Source organism: Mesorhizobium sp. WSM4845 (genome assembly GCF_055811455.1).
Genome location: NZ_JBVVQA010000010.1, coordinates 1 through 17,370, shown reverse-complemented (window position 1 = coordinate 17,370; position 17,370 = coordinate 1). Strand labels below are relative to the sequence as shown.

General features: G+C 61.5%; 17 protein-coding genes. 12 read left to right on the top strand and 5 right to left on the bottom strand.

Translation table 11 applies throughout. The annotated features are described in order from the left end of the window. Positions 1–5 precede the first annotated feature (5 nt). Positions 6–1,151 (bottom strand): metallophosphoesterase family protein, encoded by a 1,146-nt coding sequence (locus AC0L2C_RS13720; RefSeq protein WP_023798297.1) that lies wholly within the window; start codon positions 1,149–1,151, stop codon positions 6–8. 90 nt (positions 1,152–1,241) lie between these two features. Further along, positions 1,242–1,940, bottom strand: coding sequence for a carboxypeptidase regulatory-like domain-containing protein (locus AC0L2C_RS13715; RefSeq protein ID WP_473523654.1), 699 nt, complete (start codon positions 1,938–1,940; stop codon positions 1,242–1,244). A gap of 194 nt (positions 1,941–2,134) precedes the next feature. On the opposite strand from AC0L2C_RS13715, the gene AC0L2C_RS13710 reads away from it, so the two are divergent. The 4 genes from AC0L2C_RS13710 to groL all read left to right on the top strand — a co-directional run bounded on the left by AC0L2C_RS13710 (position 2,135) and on the right by groL (position 6,192). Beyond that, entirely contained in the window at positions 2,135–2,740 is a 606-nt protein-coding gene (locus AC0L2C_RS13710) for an SCO family protein (RefSeq protein ID WP_473523576.1), read from the top strand. A gap of 80 nt (positions 2,741–2,820) precedes the next feature. Further along, positions 2,821–3,063, top strand: a complete 243-nt coding sequence (locus AC0L2C_RS13705) for a hypothetical protein (protein ID WP_027154144.1) — start codon at positions 2,821–2,823, stop codon at positions 3,061–3,063. A 173-nt stretch (positions 3,064–3,236) separates the two neighbouring features. Next, complete coding sequence (hemA, locus tag AC0L2C_RS13700) at positions 3,237–4,493, top strand: 5-aminolevulinate synthase (RefSeq protein ID WP_473523653.1); 1,257 nt, start codon at positions 3,237–3,239, stop codon at positions 4,491–4,493. Between the two features lie 55 nt (positions 4,494–4,548). Beyond that, entirely contained in the window at positions 4,549–6,192 is a 1,644-nt protein-coding gene (groL, locus tag AC0L2C_RS13695) for a chaperonin GroEL (protein WP_027154146.1), read from the top strand. 303 nt (positions 6,193–6,495) lie between these two features. On the opposite strand, the gene tyrS is transcribed toward groL, so the two are convergent. Further along, entirely contained in the window at positions 6,496–7,749 is a 1,254-nt protein-coding gene (gene tyrS / locus AC0L2C_RS13690) for a tyrosine--tRNA ligase (RefSeq protein WP_287237496.1), read from the bottom strand. 206 nt (positions 7,750–7,955) lie between these two features. Then, on the bottom strand, positions 7,956–8,630 hold the full coding sequence (locus AC0L2C_RS13685; RefSeq protein ID WP_027154148.1) for an alpha/beta hydrolase: 675 nt from the start codon (positions 8,628–8,630) through the stop codon (positions 7,956–7,958). Positions 8,631–8,888: 258 nt separating this feature from the next. Between AC0L2C_RS13685 and AC0L2C_RS13680 the strand changes: the two genes are divergently transcribed. The 7 genes from AC0L2C_RS13680 (at position 8,889) to sufA (ending at position 16,149) form a co-directional block, all read left to right on the top strand. Beyond that, positions 8,889–10,052 (top strand): cysteine desulfurase family protein, encoded by a 1,164-nt coding sequence (locus tag AC0L2C_RS13680; RefSeq protein ID WP_023798291.1) that lies wholly within the window; start codon positions 8,889–8,891, stop codon positions 10,050–10,052. Between the two features lie 187 nt (positions 10,053–10,239). Further along, entirely contained in the window at positions 10,240–11,757 is a 1,518-nt protein-coding gene (gene sufB / locus AC0L2C_RS13675; protein WP_473523575.1) for a Fe-S cluster assembly protein SufB, read from the top strand. A gap of 29 nt (positions 11,758–11,786) precedes the next feature. Then, positions 11,787–12,542, top strand: a complete 756-nt coding sequence (gene sufC / locus AC0L2C_RS13670; RefSeq protein ID WP_091591425.1) for a Fe-S cluster assembly ATPase SufC — start codon at positions 11,787–11,789, stop codon at positions 12,540–12,542. Between the two features lie 43 nt (positions 12,543–12,585). After that, entirely contained in the window at positions 12,586–13,854 is a 1,269-nt protein-coding gene (sufD, locus tag AC0L2C_RS13665; RefSeq protein ID WP_287237500.1) for a Fe-S cluster assembly protein SufD, read from the top strand. Positions 13,855–14,039: 185 nt separating this feature from the next. Continuing rightward, positions 14,040–15,281, top strand: coding sequence for a cysteine desulfurase (locus AC0L2C_RS13660; RefSeq protein ID WP_473523574.1), 1,242 nt, complete (start codon positions 14,040–14,042; stop codon positions 15,279–15,281). Positions 15,282–15,286: 5 nt separating this feature from the next. Then, positions 15,287–15,679 (top strand): SUF system Fe-S cluster assembly protein, encoded by a 393-nt coding sequence (locus AC0L2C_RS13655; protein WP_128246646.1) that lies wholly within the window; start codon positions 15,287–15,289, stop codon positions 15,677–15,679. A gap of 89 nt (positions 15,680–15,768) precedes the next feature. Continuing rightward, positions 15,769–16,149 carry a Fe-S cluster assembly scaffold SufA gene (sufA, locus tag AC0L2C_RS13650; protein WP_006206001.1) on the top strand — a complete coding sequence of 127 codons (381 nt, stop codon included), beginning with the start codon at positions 15,769–15,771 and terminating at the stop codon, positions 16,147–16,149. Between the two features lie 132 nt (positions 16,150–16,281). On the opposite strand, the gene AC0L2C_RS13645 is transcribed toward sufA, so the two are convergent. Next, complete coding sequence (locus AC0L2C_RS13645; protein ID WP_473523573.1) at positions 16,282–16,779, bottom strand: GFA family protein; 498 nt, start codon at positions 16,777–16,779, stop codon at positions 16,282–16,284. 90 nt (positions 16,780–16,869) lie between these two features. Here AC0L2C_RS13645 and AC0L2C_RS13640 point away from each other — a divergent pair, with 90 nt between their 5' ends. Further along, entirely contained in the window at positions 16,870–17,193 is a 324-nt protein-coding gene (locus AC0L2C_RS13640; RefSeq protein ID WP_091591417.1) for a TfoX/Sxy family protein, read from the top strand. Positions 17,194–17,370: the final 177 nt, after the last annotated feature.

The window sequence follows — 17,370 nt, the reverse complement described above, 5'->3', positions numbered from 1 at the left end:
CCCCTTTATGGATTTTCCCACGGGTACTGTCTGTCGGCGATGCGTGGCTGTAAGACCTCCTCAATGCTCTTGTCGTGGTCCTCCGGCGACTGGACGAGCACCTCCTTGCGGCCCCACATGATGTACTCGACGTCGACCTTGTCGTCGGCGTTGACGTTGACGGTTTCCCAACCGACTCCATCGAAGTGATCGCCGGGGTCGACCCGGATCATCGGCTTGGTCAGCTTGGGGACGCCTTCCGGGGCATACGGCCACGGCCAGGAGGTCGCCAGCATGCCGATCGAGCGCATGCTGCCGATCTCGTTGTAGAGCACCTGGTGCACGTGACCATGGATGTTGGTGACCTTTTTATAAGGCTTCAGCACGTCATTCACTTCGCGCCAGTCGCGCACCCAGAAATTCCAGGGCGGGTAGTACTCGTACAGCGGATTATGGCTGAAGATGACGATCGGTTTGGACTTATCCCAGTCGGCGAGTGTCTTCTGCATCCAGTCGAGTTGCTCGCGGCCGACGCCGGCCCACGCGCCGGCAACCGTGCCGTCGAGGGTAGCCATGTGGCCCATGCGCTCCTCTGGCGTCATCTTCTTCGCTGTCCAGTAGTCCGGTCCCCGGCTGACCGTATCGAGCCCGATGAAGCGCACGCCTTTGTGATCGAAGGTCCAGTTGGGTTGGCCGAACAACTCGCCCCACTTCTTGCCCATATCCAGATACCAGTCATGCTCGCCCGGGATGTAGTACTTCTTGATCTTCAGATCCTTGAGGAGCTCAACGCCAAGCTCAAGTTCCTCGATCTTTCCGAGCTGGGCCAGGTCGCCGCCGAAGATCAGGAAGTCGGCCGGCGGATCCATGGCCTGGACCTCTTGCACGGCGCGCACCACCTTGTCGACGAAGCGCGTGTTGAGGGATCTCTCGTAGAGATGGGTGTCCGAAATCCAGGCAAACTTGAAGGGCGCTTCGGCGGCGTGAGCGACGTCGATGGTGTTCAGCAGCGGCCACCACGCGAAGGTCTGGCCGACGGAAGCAGCGCCGAACAGCAGCGATCTGTGAATGAAGGTGCGGCGGGTGATTTGGAGCGAGTCGTCGGGCCGTACTCCGGGCGGCTGCAGCACCGCATGCATTTCGCGCCGAATGCGGTCAAGCTCGTCAGACATCAGGGTTCCTCCTCAGTGCAGACCGTTTCTTAAAGCGTCGGTCTTCTCGCAGGAGCGCGACCCCATTGAATCAGTGGGTCGCCCATTTTCTTATTTTTTCAGTTCAATCGTCAGACTGGTGGCCTTATTCTCCTCTACCGTTACGGGCTGCTCGATGGGCCCGGTGAAGGGGTGGATCGCCACGAGCTTGTAGTTCCCAGGCGGAACATCGGTTATGCTGAACTTGCCGTCGGCGCCGGTGACCGCATAGTAGGGATTGTCCACCACATAGACCCAGCCTTCCATCCAGCCATGCGCGTCGCAGTCGATGCGGACAGTGCCGGCCCGCTTCAGTTCGACGGGTATCCGCTGGCCCTTATTGGGCAGCGCCAGGTTGAAGGCGGTGCGCTTGCCATAATACCCGTGGGTGTTGTGGAGCATTGGGTCGCTGTTGACCACCTCCAGCGAACCAGCCGGTATCATCTGAACCGCGGGCTCAAAGCGACATTTGAGGTTGTTAAGCTCAGGCGGCTTTCCGGGCTCTGGCCAGGCCTTTCCCTGTGCCACGTCGACCAGCTGCACCGCCGCGTTCTGCACGGCCTGATCGCTGCCGACTTCGATCAGCGGCTCCTCGCGGGGGTCGCCGCACACCTCGATATCCTTGGTGGGGATGATCTTTGTTGTCGGCACGTCGCCGCGGTAGACGATCGTACCCTCAATCGTTCCGCCTCCCGTGACCGGACCCACTTCGTAGGCTTGCGCAGGCGCGGACATCATCGCAACGACAGCGATCGTCGCCAGCCCGCTCATCAATTCGCGAATGGTCATAAAAGCCTCCTCCTTCTAGCGAGATGAGGGGCAACTTTTAAAAATAGAGCTAAACCAGTACCATGTCTAGCCATTCAGCAACAAAACATGATAAAGTGAGATAGTTTAGGTGAGTTTGTTAATCACAAACACACGCGGGGGTTGGTGCGTCATTCTCGAAGTGCCGGAGGTACTTGATGAAGCGGCGGCATGGACTCCTCAGCCCCTGGGCCTACGGTCCGCATATCCTCTTCTGCATCATATTCGCAGCGGCCCTGTCGATCTGCCAACCGCTCGTGCGGGCCGACACGGCGCCTGTGACGGTCGGTGGCCCATTCACGCTTACGGCGCCGGACGGAACGACGGTCACCGATGAGACTTATCGCGGCAAATGGCTGCTGGTTTTCTTCGGCTATACTTCTTGTCCCGACATCTGTCCAACGACGCTGTCATCAATCGCCGCGGCGATTGAGGAACTCGGCCCCGACGCCGCAAAACTGCAACCGCTCTTCATCACTGTCGATCCCGAACGCGACACGCCTGAGGTGATGGGAAGCTTTACCGCAGCGTTCGATCCGCGCATCGTGGGACTGACCGGCAGCCCGCAACAGATCGCTGCGGTTTCGGAGGCATATGGCGCCTATGGTGTGGCGCGCCGGGGCGAGGCGGGCGGTGACGACTACCTAATGGATCACGGCACCCACATCTACATCATGAACCCACAGGGGCAATTCGTGGAGGGGCTAGACTCTGACACACCAAGCAGCGGCATTGCCGCTAGGTTGGGTGAACTGGTGCGATGACACCAGCCCTGGGATGACGGACATCACGATTATGCAGTTGAGCGATCCATAGAAAGTTGTCATCCGGAAGGAGAGCGACCATGCAAAGACATACAAAGGAGGCTTCGGAGCTTAAGGCATTGATCCTCGCGGATCTTCATAAGGAGCCGGGATGCGAGCACGTCACTGATTTTGTGATTCAGCGGCTCGAAACCAAGGAGAACGGGGCAAACTGGACTGTCAAATATCTGGATCCTAATCAAGATAAGGTCTGCGAGACAATTCTGATAAACATCGCGCGAATGTTGCAGCTCAATTTCGACCTTCCTGAACGCGGGTCGTGAGGAACTATGCGAGCGGGATCGGCGCGCATCGCGCTTCGACATAATTCGTATGCAAGCACGGGAATCGGGCGATGGCGGAACCCACAGCGTTGCACACCGGCAAACCTGGCGGCGTAAAGAACGTCCTTGCGCCGCGGCGATTTGGACCTCCGATGACCGGAGATGCGGGCGATATGGCCGATGGGCAAGGCCGTATCTTGGTGCCAGGCAATACGAGTTATGACGGTTTCTTTGCAGATGCGATCGCGCGTCTGCAGGAGGAACGGCGCTACCGTGTGTTCGCGGACCTTGAGCGCGTCGCCGGACGCTTTCCCAATGCCGTGTGGCATTCCCCGCATGGACCGAAGGACGTCGTGATCTGGTGCTCCAACGACTATCTCGGGATGGGACAACACCCAAAAGTGGTCGCCGCCATGGTGGAGACTGCTACCCGCCTGGGAACGGGGGCCGGCGGGACGCGCAATATCTCCGGCACCAGCCATCCGCTCCTAGAACTCCAGAGCGAGCTTGCCGATCTCCACGGCAAGGAGGCGGCACTGGTCTTTACGTCCGGCTATGTTTCGAACCAGACTGGCATCTCGACCATCGCCAAGCTGATCCCCGGTTGTCTGATCCTGTCCGATGCGCTCAACCACAATTCGATGATCGAAGGCATCCGTCAGTCCGGTACGCAGAAGAGCATCTTCCGCCACAACGACGTCGATCATCTCGAGGAATTGTTGAAGGCAGCGGGTCCGGATCGGCCAAAACTCATCGTCTTCGAAAGTCTCTATTCGATGGACGGCGACGTCGCGCCAATCAATCGCATTTGCGAAATCGCCGATCGTTACGGCGCAATGACCTATCTCGACGAGGTCCATGCTGTGGGCATGTACGGCCCTCGCGGCGCCGGCATCGCCGCGCGCGACGGCGCCATGAACCGGATCGATGTGATCGAAGGCACGCTCGCCAAGGCCTTCGGCTGCCTCGGCGGCTATATCACGGGAAGTGCTGTGCTGATCGATGCGGTTCGTTCCTATGCTCCGGGTTTCATCTTCACCACCGCGTTGCCGCCGGCGATCTGCGCCGCGGCCACAGCGGCGATCCGGCATCTGAAAACCTCGCACTGGGAGCGCAAGCGCCAGCAGGATCGCGTCCGGCGGGTCAAGGCGGCGCTGGGTGCCGCTGCGCTGCCGGTCATCCTGAGCGACACCCATATCGTTCCGGTGGCAGTCGGCGATCCGGCGCATTGCAAAGCGGCGAGCGACCTGCTGCTGAGCGATCACGACATCTATATCCAGCCGATCAATTATCCGACTGTGGCGAAGGGAACTGAGCGGCTGCGCATCACGCCGACACCCTGTCATGAGGACATCATGATTGATCGGCTCGCGGCAGCTTTGTTCGATGTCTGGAATCGGCTCGGGCTGCCACGGGACAATCTCGCCTGAGCGGCCGAATGAGGCGTCGCCGTTCCCCGAAGATTTAGTCTTAAGGATCAAGGAAATGGCTGCCAAGGAAATCATGTTCTCGTTCGAAGCTCGCGACAGAATGCTGCGCGGCATTGACATCCTGGCGAATGCGGTGAGCGTCACGCTTGGCCCGCGGGGGCGCAACGTCGCGATCGGCAGGGAGCACGGCGCGCCACGGGTCACGAAGGACGGCGTGACCGTCGCCAGGGAAATCGAACTCGACAACAAGTTCGAGAACATGGGCGCCCAGATGGTGCGAGAGATAGCAACAAAAACCTCCCATCAGGCCGGCGACGGCACGACCACCGCCGTCGTGCTCGCGCATGCGATCGCCCGGGAGGGCGCCAAGGCGGTGGCCGCCGGCATGAATCCCATGGACCTGAAACGCGGCATCGATCTCGCGGTCGAAGCCGTCGTCGCGGAACTCAAAAACAACGCCACGAAGGTCACCTCGAACGTCGAGATTGCGCAAGTCGGGACCATCTCGGCCAACGGCGACAGGGAGATCGGCCGCTGCCTCGCCGACGCCATGAAGAGGGTCGGCAATGACGGCGTGATCACTGTCGAGGACGGGACGTCGCTCGAAACCGAACTCGAATTCGTCGAGGGCATGCAGTTCGACCGCGGCTATATCTCGCCCCATTTCATCACCAATCGCGCAAAGATGCGGGTCGAGATGCAGGATGCCTATGTCCTCGTCAGCGAGAAGAAACTGTCCAGTCTGAACGAAATACTGCCGCTGCTGGAGAAGGTGGTGCAGGCCGGCAAGCCGCTGCTCATCATCGCCGAGGATGTCGAGAGTGAGGTGATGGCGGCGCTGGTGGTCAACAAGTTGCGCGGCGCTCTCAAGGTTGCAGCCGTGAAGGCGCCGGCCTACGGAAACCGCCGCAAGGCGATGCTGCAGGATCTCGCGCTGATGACCGGCGGAACGGTGATCTCCGAGGATTTGGGCATCAAGCTCGAACATGCTTCCCTCGATATGCTCGGGCGCACCAAGAAGGTGATGATCGACAAGGCAAACACCACGATCGTCGGCGGCGCCGGCGAGCGGGAAAGCATCGAGGCCCGCATCGCCGAGATCAAGCTCGAGCTTGCGGAAACCACCTCCGATTTCGACCGCGAGAACCTCCAGGAGCGGCTGGCCAGGCTCGCCGGTGGCGTCGCCGTTATCCGGGTCGGCGGTGCAACCGAAGTCGAGGTCAGGGAGAAGAAGGATCGCATCGATGACGCGATGAACGCGACAAGAGCCGCGGTTGCAGAGGGCATTCTCCCCGGCGGTGGGGTCGCCTTACTGCGCGCCGGCAGGGCGCTCAAGAAGCTCAAGGGCAGCAACGAGGACCAGCAGGTCGGCATCGCGATCGTCAGGAAGGCGATCACCTGGCCGGCTCGGCAAATCGCGATTAATGCCGGCCTGGAAGGCTCGGTCGTCATCGCCGGGATCCTCGAAAACGACGACAACGCCTATGGCTACGATGCCCAATCGGGCGTGTACGCGGATCTGGTGTCAAAGGGCATCATCGACCCAGCCAAGGTGGTGCGAACGGCGCTCCAGGGCGCAGCCTCGGTGGCAGGCCTCCTCATCATGACGGAGGCGATGGTGGCCGAAGTGCCTGGCCCGCCGCCGCCGGAGCTTCCCGGTCACGAGCATCATCATCACGATATGGATTTGGATTTCTGACCGCTTCGCGGTCGTAATCCGCGCTCGCCGCCGTCAAAAATGATCTCGTCCGCTATCGAGGTGAGACAAGTCGTCGAGGATCACGGTATCCAAGGTGTCGGCTTATGGCGCTCCCTGCTCGCTCCGATAGATGAGACGAATGGCAATATTCACCCATCTCGGCCCTTCTCAGTACCTACCTGATTAGGTTTTACCTGGGCCGTGATCCCGAACCGAAGGTCAGCGCAGCAAGATGTGAAACCGGTTTCGGGAAAGGACTAATGAAGCCCCATCCCGATTCCATCGAGATCGATCAAGCGCTGGTCAGACCGGCCGCACCAGAACGTGTTTTTTCTTGCCGAGCGACAGCTTTACGACCTGTTCCGGACCCAGATCCTCAAGCGTCACCAACCGGCGATCGTCGGACACGGACTGGTCGTTCAGCCGCACGGCGCCGCCCTGGATGTGTCGCCGCGCCTCGCCGTTGGACGCGGCAAGCCCGGCGGCAACGAACAGCGACAATATGCCGACGCCGCTTTCCAGATCGGCCTTGCCGACCTCGACGGTCGGCAGCGTTTCGGCCAGCGCGCCTTCTTCAAACGTCTTGCGCGCGGTTTCCTCGGCTCGCTCGGCTGCTTCGCGGCCGTGCACGATGGCCGTCGTTTCAGTGGCCAGGACCTTCTTGGCCTCGTTGATCTCGGAGCCGCCAAGCGCGGCGAGCCGCGCGATCTCGCTGAGCGGCAGGCGGGTGAAAATCTTGAGGAAACGCGTTACGTCGGCGTCCTCGGTGTTGCGCCAGTACTGCCAGAAATCATAGGGCGAGTAGAGGTCGCCGTTCAGCCAGACCGCACCCTTCGCCGATTTGCCCATCTTGGCGCCTGACGACGTCGTCAGCAGCGGTGTGGTCAGGGCATAAAGCTGCGGCGTGCCCATGCGGTGTCCGAGATCGACGCCGTTGATGATATTGCCCCACTGGTCCGATCCGCCCATCTGCAGGCGGCAGCCATAGCGCCGGCTGAGCTCGACGAAATCATAGCCCTGCAGGATCATGTAGTTGAATTCGAGGAAGGAGAGCGATTGCTCGCGCTCGAGCCTCAGCTTGACGCTGTCGAAGGTCAACATGCGGTTGACCGAAAAATGCCGGCCGACATCGCGCAGGAACTCGACATAGTTGAGCTTCATCAGCCAGTCGGCATTGTTGACCATGATCGCGTCGCCCGCACCGTCGCCGAAACGCAGGATGCGGCCGAAGATGCGCTTGATGCCCTCGATGTTGGTGGCGATGGCCTCAGGCGTCAAAAGCTTGCGCTGGTCGTCGCGGAAGGAAGGATCGCCGATCATCGAAGTGCCGCCGCCCATCAGCGCGATCGGCCGGTGGCCGGTCTCCTGCAGCCAGTAGAGCATGGTCGCGGAAATCAGATTGCCGATATGCAGGCTGGTCGCGGTGGCATCGTAGCCGACATAGGCGGTCACCGTTTCCCTGGCGAAAAGCTGGTCGAGGCCGGCATCATCCGAAATCTGGTGGATGAAACCACGCTCGCTCATTACGCGCAGGAAATCGGATTTGAAGGCGGACATTTTTTCTTTCCCGAAAGCGCCCAACCGAAGCGGATCGGGCGTGGCATGCGTGAACGCGGGCGTTTAGCATCCAAGCGCGGTCAGCAAAAGGGGAATCCGGTTTTTCCACCAGACCGCTGTAACGGCGCCGCACGGCTTCGAATCGAATGCCATATCCTGCGACAGAGCCCGACGCGAGATGCCGGAGATAATCTTCGCTGTTCGGCCTATCTCAACCGTTTCGGCCGCGGGTCGGACAACTCGCCCGCCAGACGGCGATCGAGATAGTCCGCGCATTCCTGGAGCAAGAGGTCCGCATCGTTGGAGAAGAAATGGTTGGCGCCGGGCAAGGTCTTCTGGGTGATGGTGATGCCCTTTTGCGTGTGGAGCTTGTCGACCAGCCCCTGCACGTCCTTTGGCGGCGCGACCTTGTCGGCGTCGCCATGGATGATGAGGCCGGACGACGGGCAGGGCGCCAGGAACGAGAAATCATAGGTGTTGGGCTGCGGCGCGATCGAGATGAAGCCTTCGATCTCCGGCCGGCGCATCAGAAGCTGCATGCCGATCCACGAGCCGAACGAATAGCCGGCGACCCAGCAGCTCTTGGAATCCGGATGCAGCGACTGCACCCAGTCAAGTGCCGCGGCCGCATCCGACAATTCGCCGGTGCCGTGGTCGAATTCGCCCTGGCTGCGGCCGATACCGCGGAAATTGAAGCGCAGCGTGGTGAAATCCCGCTTCTGGAACATGTAGAAGAGGTCGTAGACGATCTTGTTGTTCATCGTGCCGCCGAACTGTGGGTGCGGGTGCAGGATGATGGCGATCGGCGCGCTCTTTTCCTTGGAAGGCTGGTAGCGACCCTCCAGGCGGCCGGCCGGACCGGTGAAAATGACCTCAGGCATAAAATACTCCACATGGCATAAGAATGCGCGGCGCCCGGAACAACTCTTCCTCTGGCCCCAGTCTTCCGCAGGCCTTGACGCAGGGCGAGCGTCTTCTTAGAAGCTAGTTTAGAATTGTTCAAAACTGGGTGGCCAAAACGTCGTGGTTCGGCCATCCGCGCCGCAAGTCGCGTAAATAGGACGGCTTGCCTTGCAATTTCAAGGAAATAACGCGCTATCCTCGCGGAATGGCTCTTGAAGGGACCGATCGAAACGAAAATGGCCGGAAGACGCGCCTATCTCGACTACAATGCCAGCGCCCCGCTGCTTGCCGCGGCGCGCGCGGCAATGATTGCCGCGCTCGACACCGCCGGCAACCCGTCGTCGGTCCATGCCGAGGGCCGCGCCGCACGGCGGCTGATCGAGAATGCAAGGCGCGATGTGGCGCTGCTGGTCAACGCCGGCGTCGAGCATGTCGTGTTCACCTCCGGTGCGACGGAAGCCGCCTCGACGCTGCTGACGCCGGATTGGCAGATGGGGCGCGGCACTGTCCGCATGAGCCGGCTCTATGTCTGCGAAGCCGATCATCCTTGTGTGCTGAACGGCGGGCGCTTTCCGGCAGCCCGGGTAACACGCATCGGCGTCGACGCCGACGGCATTGTCAGGCTGGACGCGCTGGCGGCGGCACTTGGCCGGCATGACAAGGCAGACGGCCTGCCGCTGGTGGCGATCCATGCCGCCAACAACGAGACCGGCGTCATCCAGCCGGTCGGGCGCATCGCCGAAATCGTCAAGGCGGCAGGCGGCATCCTGGTCGTCGACGCCGTGCAGGCAGCCGGTCGCATTCCGCTCGATATGTCAGCGGGTTATGCCGATTACTTGATTCTGTCTTCCCACAAGATCGGCGGTCCCAAGGGCGTTGGCGCCATTATCGCCGCCTCGGACCTGATGATGCCCAGGCCCTTGATCGCCGGCGGTGGCCAGGAAAAGGGTCATCGCGGCGGCACCGAAAACCTGGCCGCGATCGCCGGCTTCGGCGCGGCGGCGCGGGAGGCCCTGATCGGATTGAAGAGTATCGATGCGGTCGGCAGCCGCCGCGATGAGATCGAGGCCATCGTGAAAACGCTGGTGCCGGTTGCGGAGATCTTCGGAACCGGCGCGCCGAGGCTTGCCAACACGACATTCTTCGCTATTGCGGGCATCAAGGCCGAGACGGCGCAGATCGCCTTCGATCTGGCGGGCGTGGCGCTGTCGGCCGGTTCCGCCTGTTCGTCGGGCAAGGTCGGCCCGAGCCATGTACTGAAAGCCATGGGATACAATGACAGCCTTGGCGCTTTGCGCGTGTCCATCGGCCACGCAACGAGCGCGCAGGACATCGAACTGTTCCGCGCTGCGCTGGCAGGCATTGCCTCACGCCGCGCAGGCAGGGAAGAAGCCGCCTGAGCGCGGCAAACAAACGCAGGCTTTTTGGCCTGGTAGAGCCGTGCGTTTCATGGTGGCCGGGTGAATTCCCGGCAGGGACGCACTATATGGAACTTACGCCGCCTCGGGTGCCTCGCGGGTACTCGTTTCGCGGTGCCATAGTTTGAAAACTGCCGGGCCTTGACCCCGGCGTGGATGGAGAACGCTGATGCCTGCTGTGCAGGACACGATCGATCGGGTCCGAAAGATCGACGTCGACCAATACAAATACGGATTCCAGACCGAAATCGCGATGGACAAGGCCCCAAAGGGCCTGAGTGAAGACATTATCCGCTTCATTTCGGCGAAGAAGGACGAGCCGTCCTGGATGCTGGAATGGCGCCTGGAAGCGTATCGGCGCTGGGTGACCCTGGACGAGCCGAAATGGGCGCGCGTCCATTATCCGAAGATCGATTTCCAGGACCTCTACTATTATGCGGCGCCCAAGAGCACGCCGGGACCGACATCGCTGAGCGACGTCGACCCCGAACTGTTGAGGGTCTATGAAAAGCTCGGCATCCCGCTGAGGGAACAGGAGATCCTCGCCGGTGTGCAGAAGACCGACGCGTCGGAACTCGAGGAAGCCAGCGACAATGTCTACAAGTCGGGCCGCGTCGCCGTCGACGCCGTGTTCGATTCGGTTTCCGTCGTCACCACCTTCAAGAAGGAGCTGGCGCAGGCCGGCGTCATCTTCTGCTCGATCTCGGAAGCCATCCGCGAGCACCCGGATCTGGTGAAGAAGTATCTCGGCTCGGTGGTGCCGACCTCGGACAATTTCTACGCCACGCTGAATTCGGCGGTGTTCACCGACGGTTCTTTCGTCTTCGTGCCCAAGGGCGTGCGCTGCCCGATGGAACTGTCGACCTATTTCCGCATGAACGAGAAGAACACCGGCCAGTTCGAGCGCACGCTGATCATCGCCGAGGAAGGGGCCTACGTCTCCTATCTCGAAGGCTGCACGGCGCCGCAGCGCGACGAGAACCAGCTTCACGCTGCGGTTGTCGAACTGATCGCGCTCGACGATGCCGAGATCAAATACTCGACGGTGCAGAACTGGTACCCCGGCGACGCCGAAGGCAAGGGCGGCATCTACAATTTCGTCACCAAGCGCGGCGACTGCCGCGGCCACCATTCGAAGATTTCATGGACGCAGGTCGAGACCGGCTCGGCGATCACCTGGAAATATCCGAGCTGCATCCTGCGCGGTGACGATTCCAGCGGCGAGTTCTATTCGATCGCCGTGTCGAACGGCTACCAGCAGGTCGACAGCGGCACCAAGATGATCCATCTCGGCAAGAACACGTCGAGCCGCATCATCTCCAAGGGCATCGCCGCCGGCTTCTCGCAGAACACCTATCGCGGCCAAGTCTCGGCGCACCGCAAGGCGACCAACGCCCGCAACTTCACCAACTGCGACTCGCTGCTGATCGGCGACCAGTGCGGCGCGCACACCGTGCCCTACATGGAAGCCAAGAACGCAACGGCGCAGTTCGAGCATGAGGCGACGACGTCGAAGATTTCCGAGGACCAGAAGTTCTACGTCATGCAGCGCGGCATTCCCGAAGAAGAGGCGATCGCGCTGATCGTCAACGGCTTCGTCAAGGACGTCATCCAGCAACTGCCGATGGAATTCGCGGTCGAGGCGCAGAAGCTGATTGGGATCAGCCTCGAGGGCTCGGTCGGCTGACCGGACCGAAAATTTTCAGGAAAAGAAAAATGCTTGAAATCAGAAATTTGCATGCTCGCATCGTCGATGACGGCACCGAGATCATCCGCGGCCTGAACCTGACGGTGAAAGCCGGCGAGGTCGCCGCCATCATGGGGCCGAACGGCTCGGGAAAATCGACGCTGTCCTACATCCTCGCCGGGCGCGAGGATTATGAGGTGACCGAAGGCGACATCCTCTACAACGGCCGGTCGATCCTCGAAATGGATCCTGCCGAGCGCGCCACATCAGGCATTTTTCTCGCCTTCCAGTATCCGATGGAGATACCCGGTGTGGCGACGATGGAATTCCTGAAAGTGGCGATGAACGAGCAGCGCAAGGCGCGCGGCGAGGAGCCGCTGAAGATCCCGGAATTCCTGAAGCGCGTGAAGGATGCCGCCGCCTTGCTCGACATGGACATGGCGATGCTGAAGCGGCCGCTCAATGTCGGCTTTTCCGGCGGCGAGAAGAAGCGCGCCGAGATCCTGCAGATGAAGCTTCTGGAGCCAAAGCTGTGCGTGCTCGACGAGACAGACTCAGGTCTCGACATCGATGCGCTGAAGATCGTTTCGGAAGGCGTCAACGCGTTGCGCGCGCCGGACCGCGCCATCGTCATCATCACCCACTACCAGCGCCTGCTTCAGTACATCGTGCCGGATAGCGTGCACGTGCTGTACAGAGGCCAGGTGGTCAAGTCGGGCGACAAGTCGCTGGCGCTCGACCTCGAGGCCAATGGCTATGCCGGCGTGATCGGCCAAGCTGCGTGAGATGCCAGAAGGCCAAGAAGGCAAGCCAAACAAGGCGAGACCGATGAATATACATACGACACCCCAGCGAACGCCGGCCGAAACGGCGCTGATCGACGCCTTCAGCGACCGGCTGTCGTTGCTGCCCGGCGACGGCACGGTGATGCTGAAGCGCGACGACGCCATCGAGGCGATTAAGAGCGGCCTGCCGACGCGGCGCGTCGAATCCTGGCACTACAGCGACCTGCGACGCCTATTGACTTCGGTTCCGGATTTCGATCCCGCAGCCGCCCCAAAAGCCATTGCGCCTGTCGTCGAAGGATCCGCTGTCCTGCCGGTGCTCAACGGCGTGTCCAGTGCGAAAATGCCTGAAATCGAGGGCATCGCCGTGCAGCGCCTGTCGGAGAAGCTGACCGACGGCAGCATCGCACCGGGCCTCGACCTCTATGGCGCCGACGATGCCATCGGCGCGCTGAACACCGCTTTCGTTGCCGACGGCTATTTTGTCGACATTGCCGACGGCACCGAGTTGGACAAGCCGATCGAACTGCAGAACCTGCAGGCCGGCGGCCAGACGCATGTCCGCCTCAGCGTCCGCGTCGGCGCCGGCGCCAAGGCCGTGATCGTCGAGCGCCAGGCGGGCGAGGGCGCCGCACTCGTCAGTTCGGTCAGCCAGCTTCTGCTTGACGAGGGCGCCGAGGTGACCTGGCTGATCGTGCAGGAGCAGCCGGATACGGCGACGCATCTTGCCCAGTTCAAGGCGCATCTTGGCAAAAATGCGAAGCTGACGCTGTTCGTGATGAATGCCGGCGGCAAGCTGGTGCGCCAGGAGATCGTGGTCAGAACGACAGGCGAAGGCGCCGATTTCACGCTGCGCGGCATCAACCTGCTTGCTGGTGATACCCATACCGACGTGACCATGGTGCTCGACCATGCGGTGCCGCACACGGCTTCGACGGAAGTGATCCGCAACGTGGTGACGGGAAGAGCGCGCGGCGTCTTCCAGGGGCGCATCAACGTCCACCAATACGCGCAGAAGACCAACGCCAAGATGGCCTGCAACACGCTGCTTCTGTCGGATGACGGCGAGTTCTCGACCAAGCCTGAGCTCGAAATCTTCGCCGACGACGTCGTTTGCGGCCACGGCGCCACCGTCACCGAGATCGATCATAGCCACTTGTTCTACCTGATGGCGCGCGGCATCGACGAGAAGGCCGCTCGTGGCCTGCTGGTCAAGGCGTTCGTCGCCGAGGTGATCGAGGAACTCGACGACGAAGCGATCGTCGAGGCGCTGGAAACGAGGCTCGACGGCTGGTTCGCGGCGCACGGGTGACAGTGGGTGAGGGTTTGGCGCTTCGGCCAACACCCCTCATCCGTCGCCTTCGCCGACACCTTCTCCCACAAGGGGAGAAGGAAGAGCGCCTCTCCTTCTCCCCTTGTGGGAGAAGGTGGATTGGCGCGTAGCGCCAAGACGGATGAGGGGTGCTGGAAGGAACGCGGCGTAGCAAGGACTTCGAGATGGACCAGAAAGTCGAAAACATCCCCTACGACGTCGAGGCGATCCGCCGCGACTTTCCGATCCTGTCGCGGGAAGTCTACGGCAAACCGCTAGTCTATCTCGACAACGGCGCCTCGGCGCAGAAGCCGCAGGCCGTGCTCGACGCCATCCAGCACGCTTATTCCCAGGAATATGCCAACGTCCATCGTGGCTTGCATTTCCTGTCGAATGCCGCGACCGACGCCTTTGAGAACGCGCGCAAGATTGTGCAAAGATTTCTGAACGCGCCTGATACCGACAACATCGTCTTCACCTCGAACACGACCGCGGCGATCAACACCGTTGCTTATGGTTATGGCATGCCCAATATCGGCGAGGGCGATGAAATAGTCCTGTCGATCATGGAACACCATTCCAACATCGTGCCGTGGCATTTCATCCGCGAGCGGCAGGGCGCGAAGCTGGTCTGGGTGCCGGTCGACGATCTCGGCATCTTCCACATCGAGGAGTTCGAGAAACGGCTGACCGACCGCACAAAACTGGTCGCCATCACGCACATGTCGAATGCGCTAGGCACCGTGACGCCGATCAAGGAGATCGTCCGCATCGCGCATGCGCGCGGCATTCCGGTGCTGGTCGACGGCAGCCAGAGCGCCGTGCACATGCCGATCGACGTGCAGGACCTCGACTGCGATTTCTTCGTCTTCACCGGCCACAAGGTTTATGGGCCCTCGGGCATCGGCGTGCTCTATGGCAAGAGGGACATGCTGGAGCGCATGCGCCCGTTCATGGGCGGCGGCGAGATGATTGAGGAGGTGACGCAAGACATCGTCACCTACAACGATCCGCCGCACCGTTTCGAGGCAGGCACGCCGCCGATCGTCCAGGCGATCGGGCTGGGTGCGGCGCTCGAATATATGGAAAAGATCGGCCGCGAGCGCATCGCCGCCCACGAGGCCGATCTCAAGGATTATGCCCATCAGCGGCTGCGCGCCATCAATTCGCTGCGCATCTTCGGCGATGCGCCTGACAAGGGCGCCATCATCTCCTTCGAGCTGCAAGGCATTCATGCCCACGACGTGTCGATGGTGATCGACAGGCAAGGCGTCGCCGTCCGTGCCGGCACCCATTGCGCCCAGCCGCTGTTGAAACGTTTTGGCGTAACCTCCACATGCAGGGCATCGTTCGGCATGTATAACACCAGAGCCGAAGTCGACGCTTTGGCCGATGCGCTCGAAAAAGCGCGAAAGTTCTTCGGATGACGATCATGGATGATGCAGGCCACACCGCTGAGACCACGTCGGAAACGGTAACCAATGAGGTGGTTTCCGCCTCGGCCATTCCCGCCGACGAACTGGCACGGCTGACCGACGACATCGTTTCGGCGCTGAAGACGGTCTACGACCCAGAAATCCCGGCCGACATCTATGAGCTCGGCCTGATCTACAAGATCGACATCGAGGACGACCGCTTGGTCAAGATCGACATGACCCTGACCGCGCCGGGCTGCCCGGTGGCCGGCGAAATGCCGGGCTGGGTGGAAAATGCCGTCGGCGCCGTCGAAGGCGTTTCCGGCGTCGAGGTCAACATGACCTTCGATCCGCCCTGGTCGCCCGACCGCATGTCGGAAGAGGCGCAGGTCGCGGTGGGCTGGTATTGAGGCGCACTTGCGCCAGGCAGAAAACTTCACCATTTTAGGTGAAGACTCATTCCGCAGGCCTTGAACCTGCGCGAACGCGGAGAAAAAGAATGGGACGCTTCGCCGTCATCACGATGACCGAAAAGGCTGCCGATCGGGTTCGCGAGATCGTCGCGACCCGTGAGAATGCGCATGGCATTCGCCTTGGCATCAAGAAGGGCGGCTGCGCCGGCATGGAATATACGGTCGATCTGGTGACCGAGCCCAACACCAAGGACGATCATATCGAGCGCGACGGCGCCCATGTCTATGTCGCGCCTGAGGCAGCGCTTTTCCTGTTCGGCACCGAGATGGATTTCGAGCAGACGACGCTGCGCACCGGCTTCACCTTCCGCAACCCGAACCAGAGCTCGGCCTGCGGCTGCGGCGAATCGGTGGAGCTCAAGCCGGCCGATCTGAAGGCCCTGGCCGAGGCGCGCGCATCGGCCTGATTTCCCTTCTCCCCGTTTACGGGGAGAAGGTGGCCCGAAGGGCCGGATGAGGGGCAGCGCCGGCCCTGTGATGGTTGCGCCGCCCTCATCTGCCTGCCGGCATCTTCTACCCGTAAACGGGGCGAAGAAATGCTAATCCACCCACATTCCCGTTCGTTTGTGCCAGTCTGCGATCGATTCCTCGGGATAGACGTCGAAGACCTTGTCGTCCTTGCCGATTTCGGGCTCGACCCAGTTGGCCTTGTATTTCAGCATGAGGTGCACCTTTTCAGGCGGTTTCGGCAGGTCTGTGTCGATCGCCGAGGCGAAGGGGTGGACCAGTTCCGGCCAGGTCCGGTCATAGAGCCACAGTGCCGAACCACATTTTTTGCAGAAATTCCGCTCGCCTGACGAGATCTCGCATTGCGGATGCTCGTCGTCCTCGATCTCGGCCTGGTAGACGCCAAGATGGCGCTTGCCCTTGATTTTCAGCGTCTCGAAATCGGCACCGAGATTGATGGCAAAGCCACCGCCACCCTGCTGCTTGCGGCAGATCGAGCAGTAGCACAGCATGAGCGGCACCGGCGTGTGGCTTTCCACCTCGAAGCGGACGGCATTGCACCGGCAGGACCCTTTGAGCAGAAGCGGCATGAAAAACTCCGACGAAATTGGCTTTCAACTTGTCAGGATGGTGCCGGCTGCGGCGATGACAAGGGGAAATCCGGGTGACATGATCGCGGCATGGACAATGAACGCATTGCCGAACTTTTCGAAGGCCTCGGACCGGTCAGCATTCGCAAGATGTTCGGCGGCAAGGGCATCTATTTCGACGGCGTGATCGTCGCCATCGTCATTCGTGACGAATTGATGCTGAAAGCCGATGCGGAAAGCGCGCCCGAATTCGAGGCGGCCGGCTGCCGGCAATGGACCTATACGGGGTCGCGGCACGGCAAGCTGGTGTCGATGCCGTATTGGAGCGTTCCCGACAGCGCCTTCGACGACCCGGATGAGATGGCGGTCTGGGCACGCCTGGCCTATGAGGCGGGGCTGCGTGCCGGCAAATAGGTGCGTCCGCTAGCCACTCAGCTAAAGACAATCGCTCCAGGTTGGCGCCGACCCTCTCCCCGGGGGGGGGGGGGGGGGGGGGGGGGGGGGGGGGGGGGGCCCGCCGGGGGGGGGGGGGGGGGGGGGGGGGGGGGGGGGGGGGGGGGGGGGGGGGGGGGGGGGGGGGGGGGGGGGGGG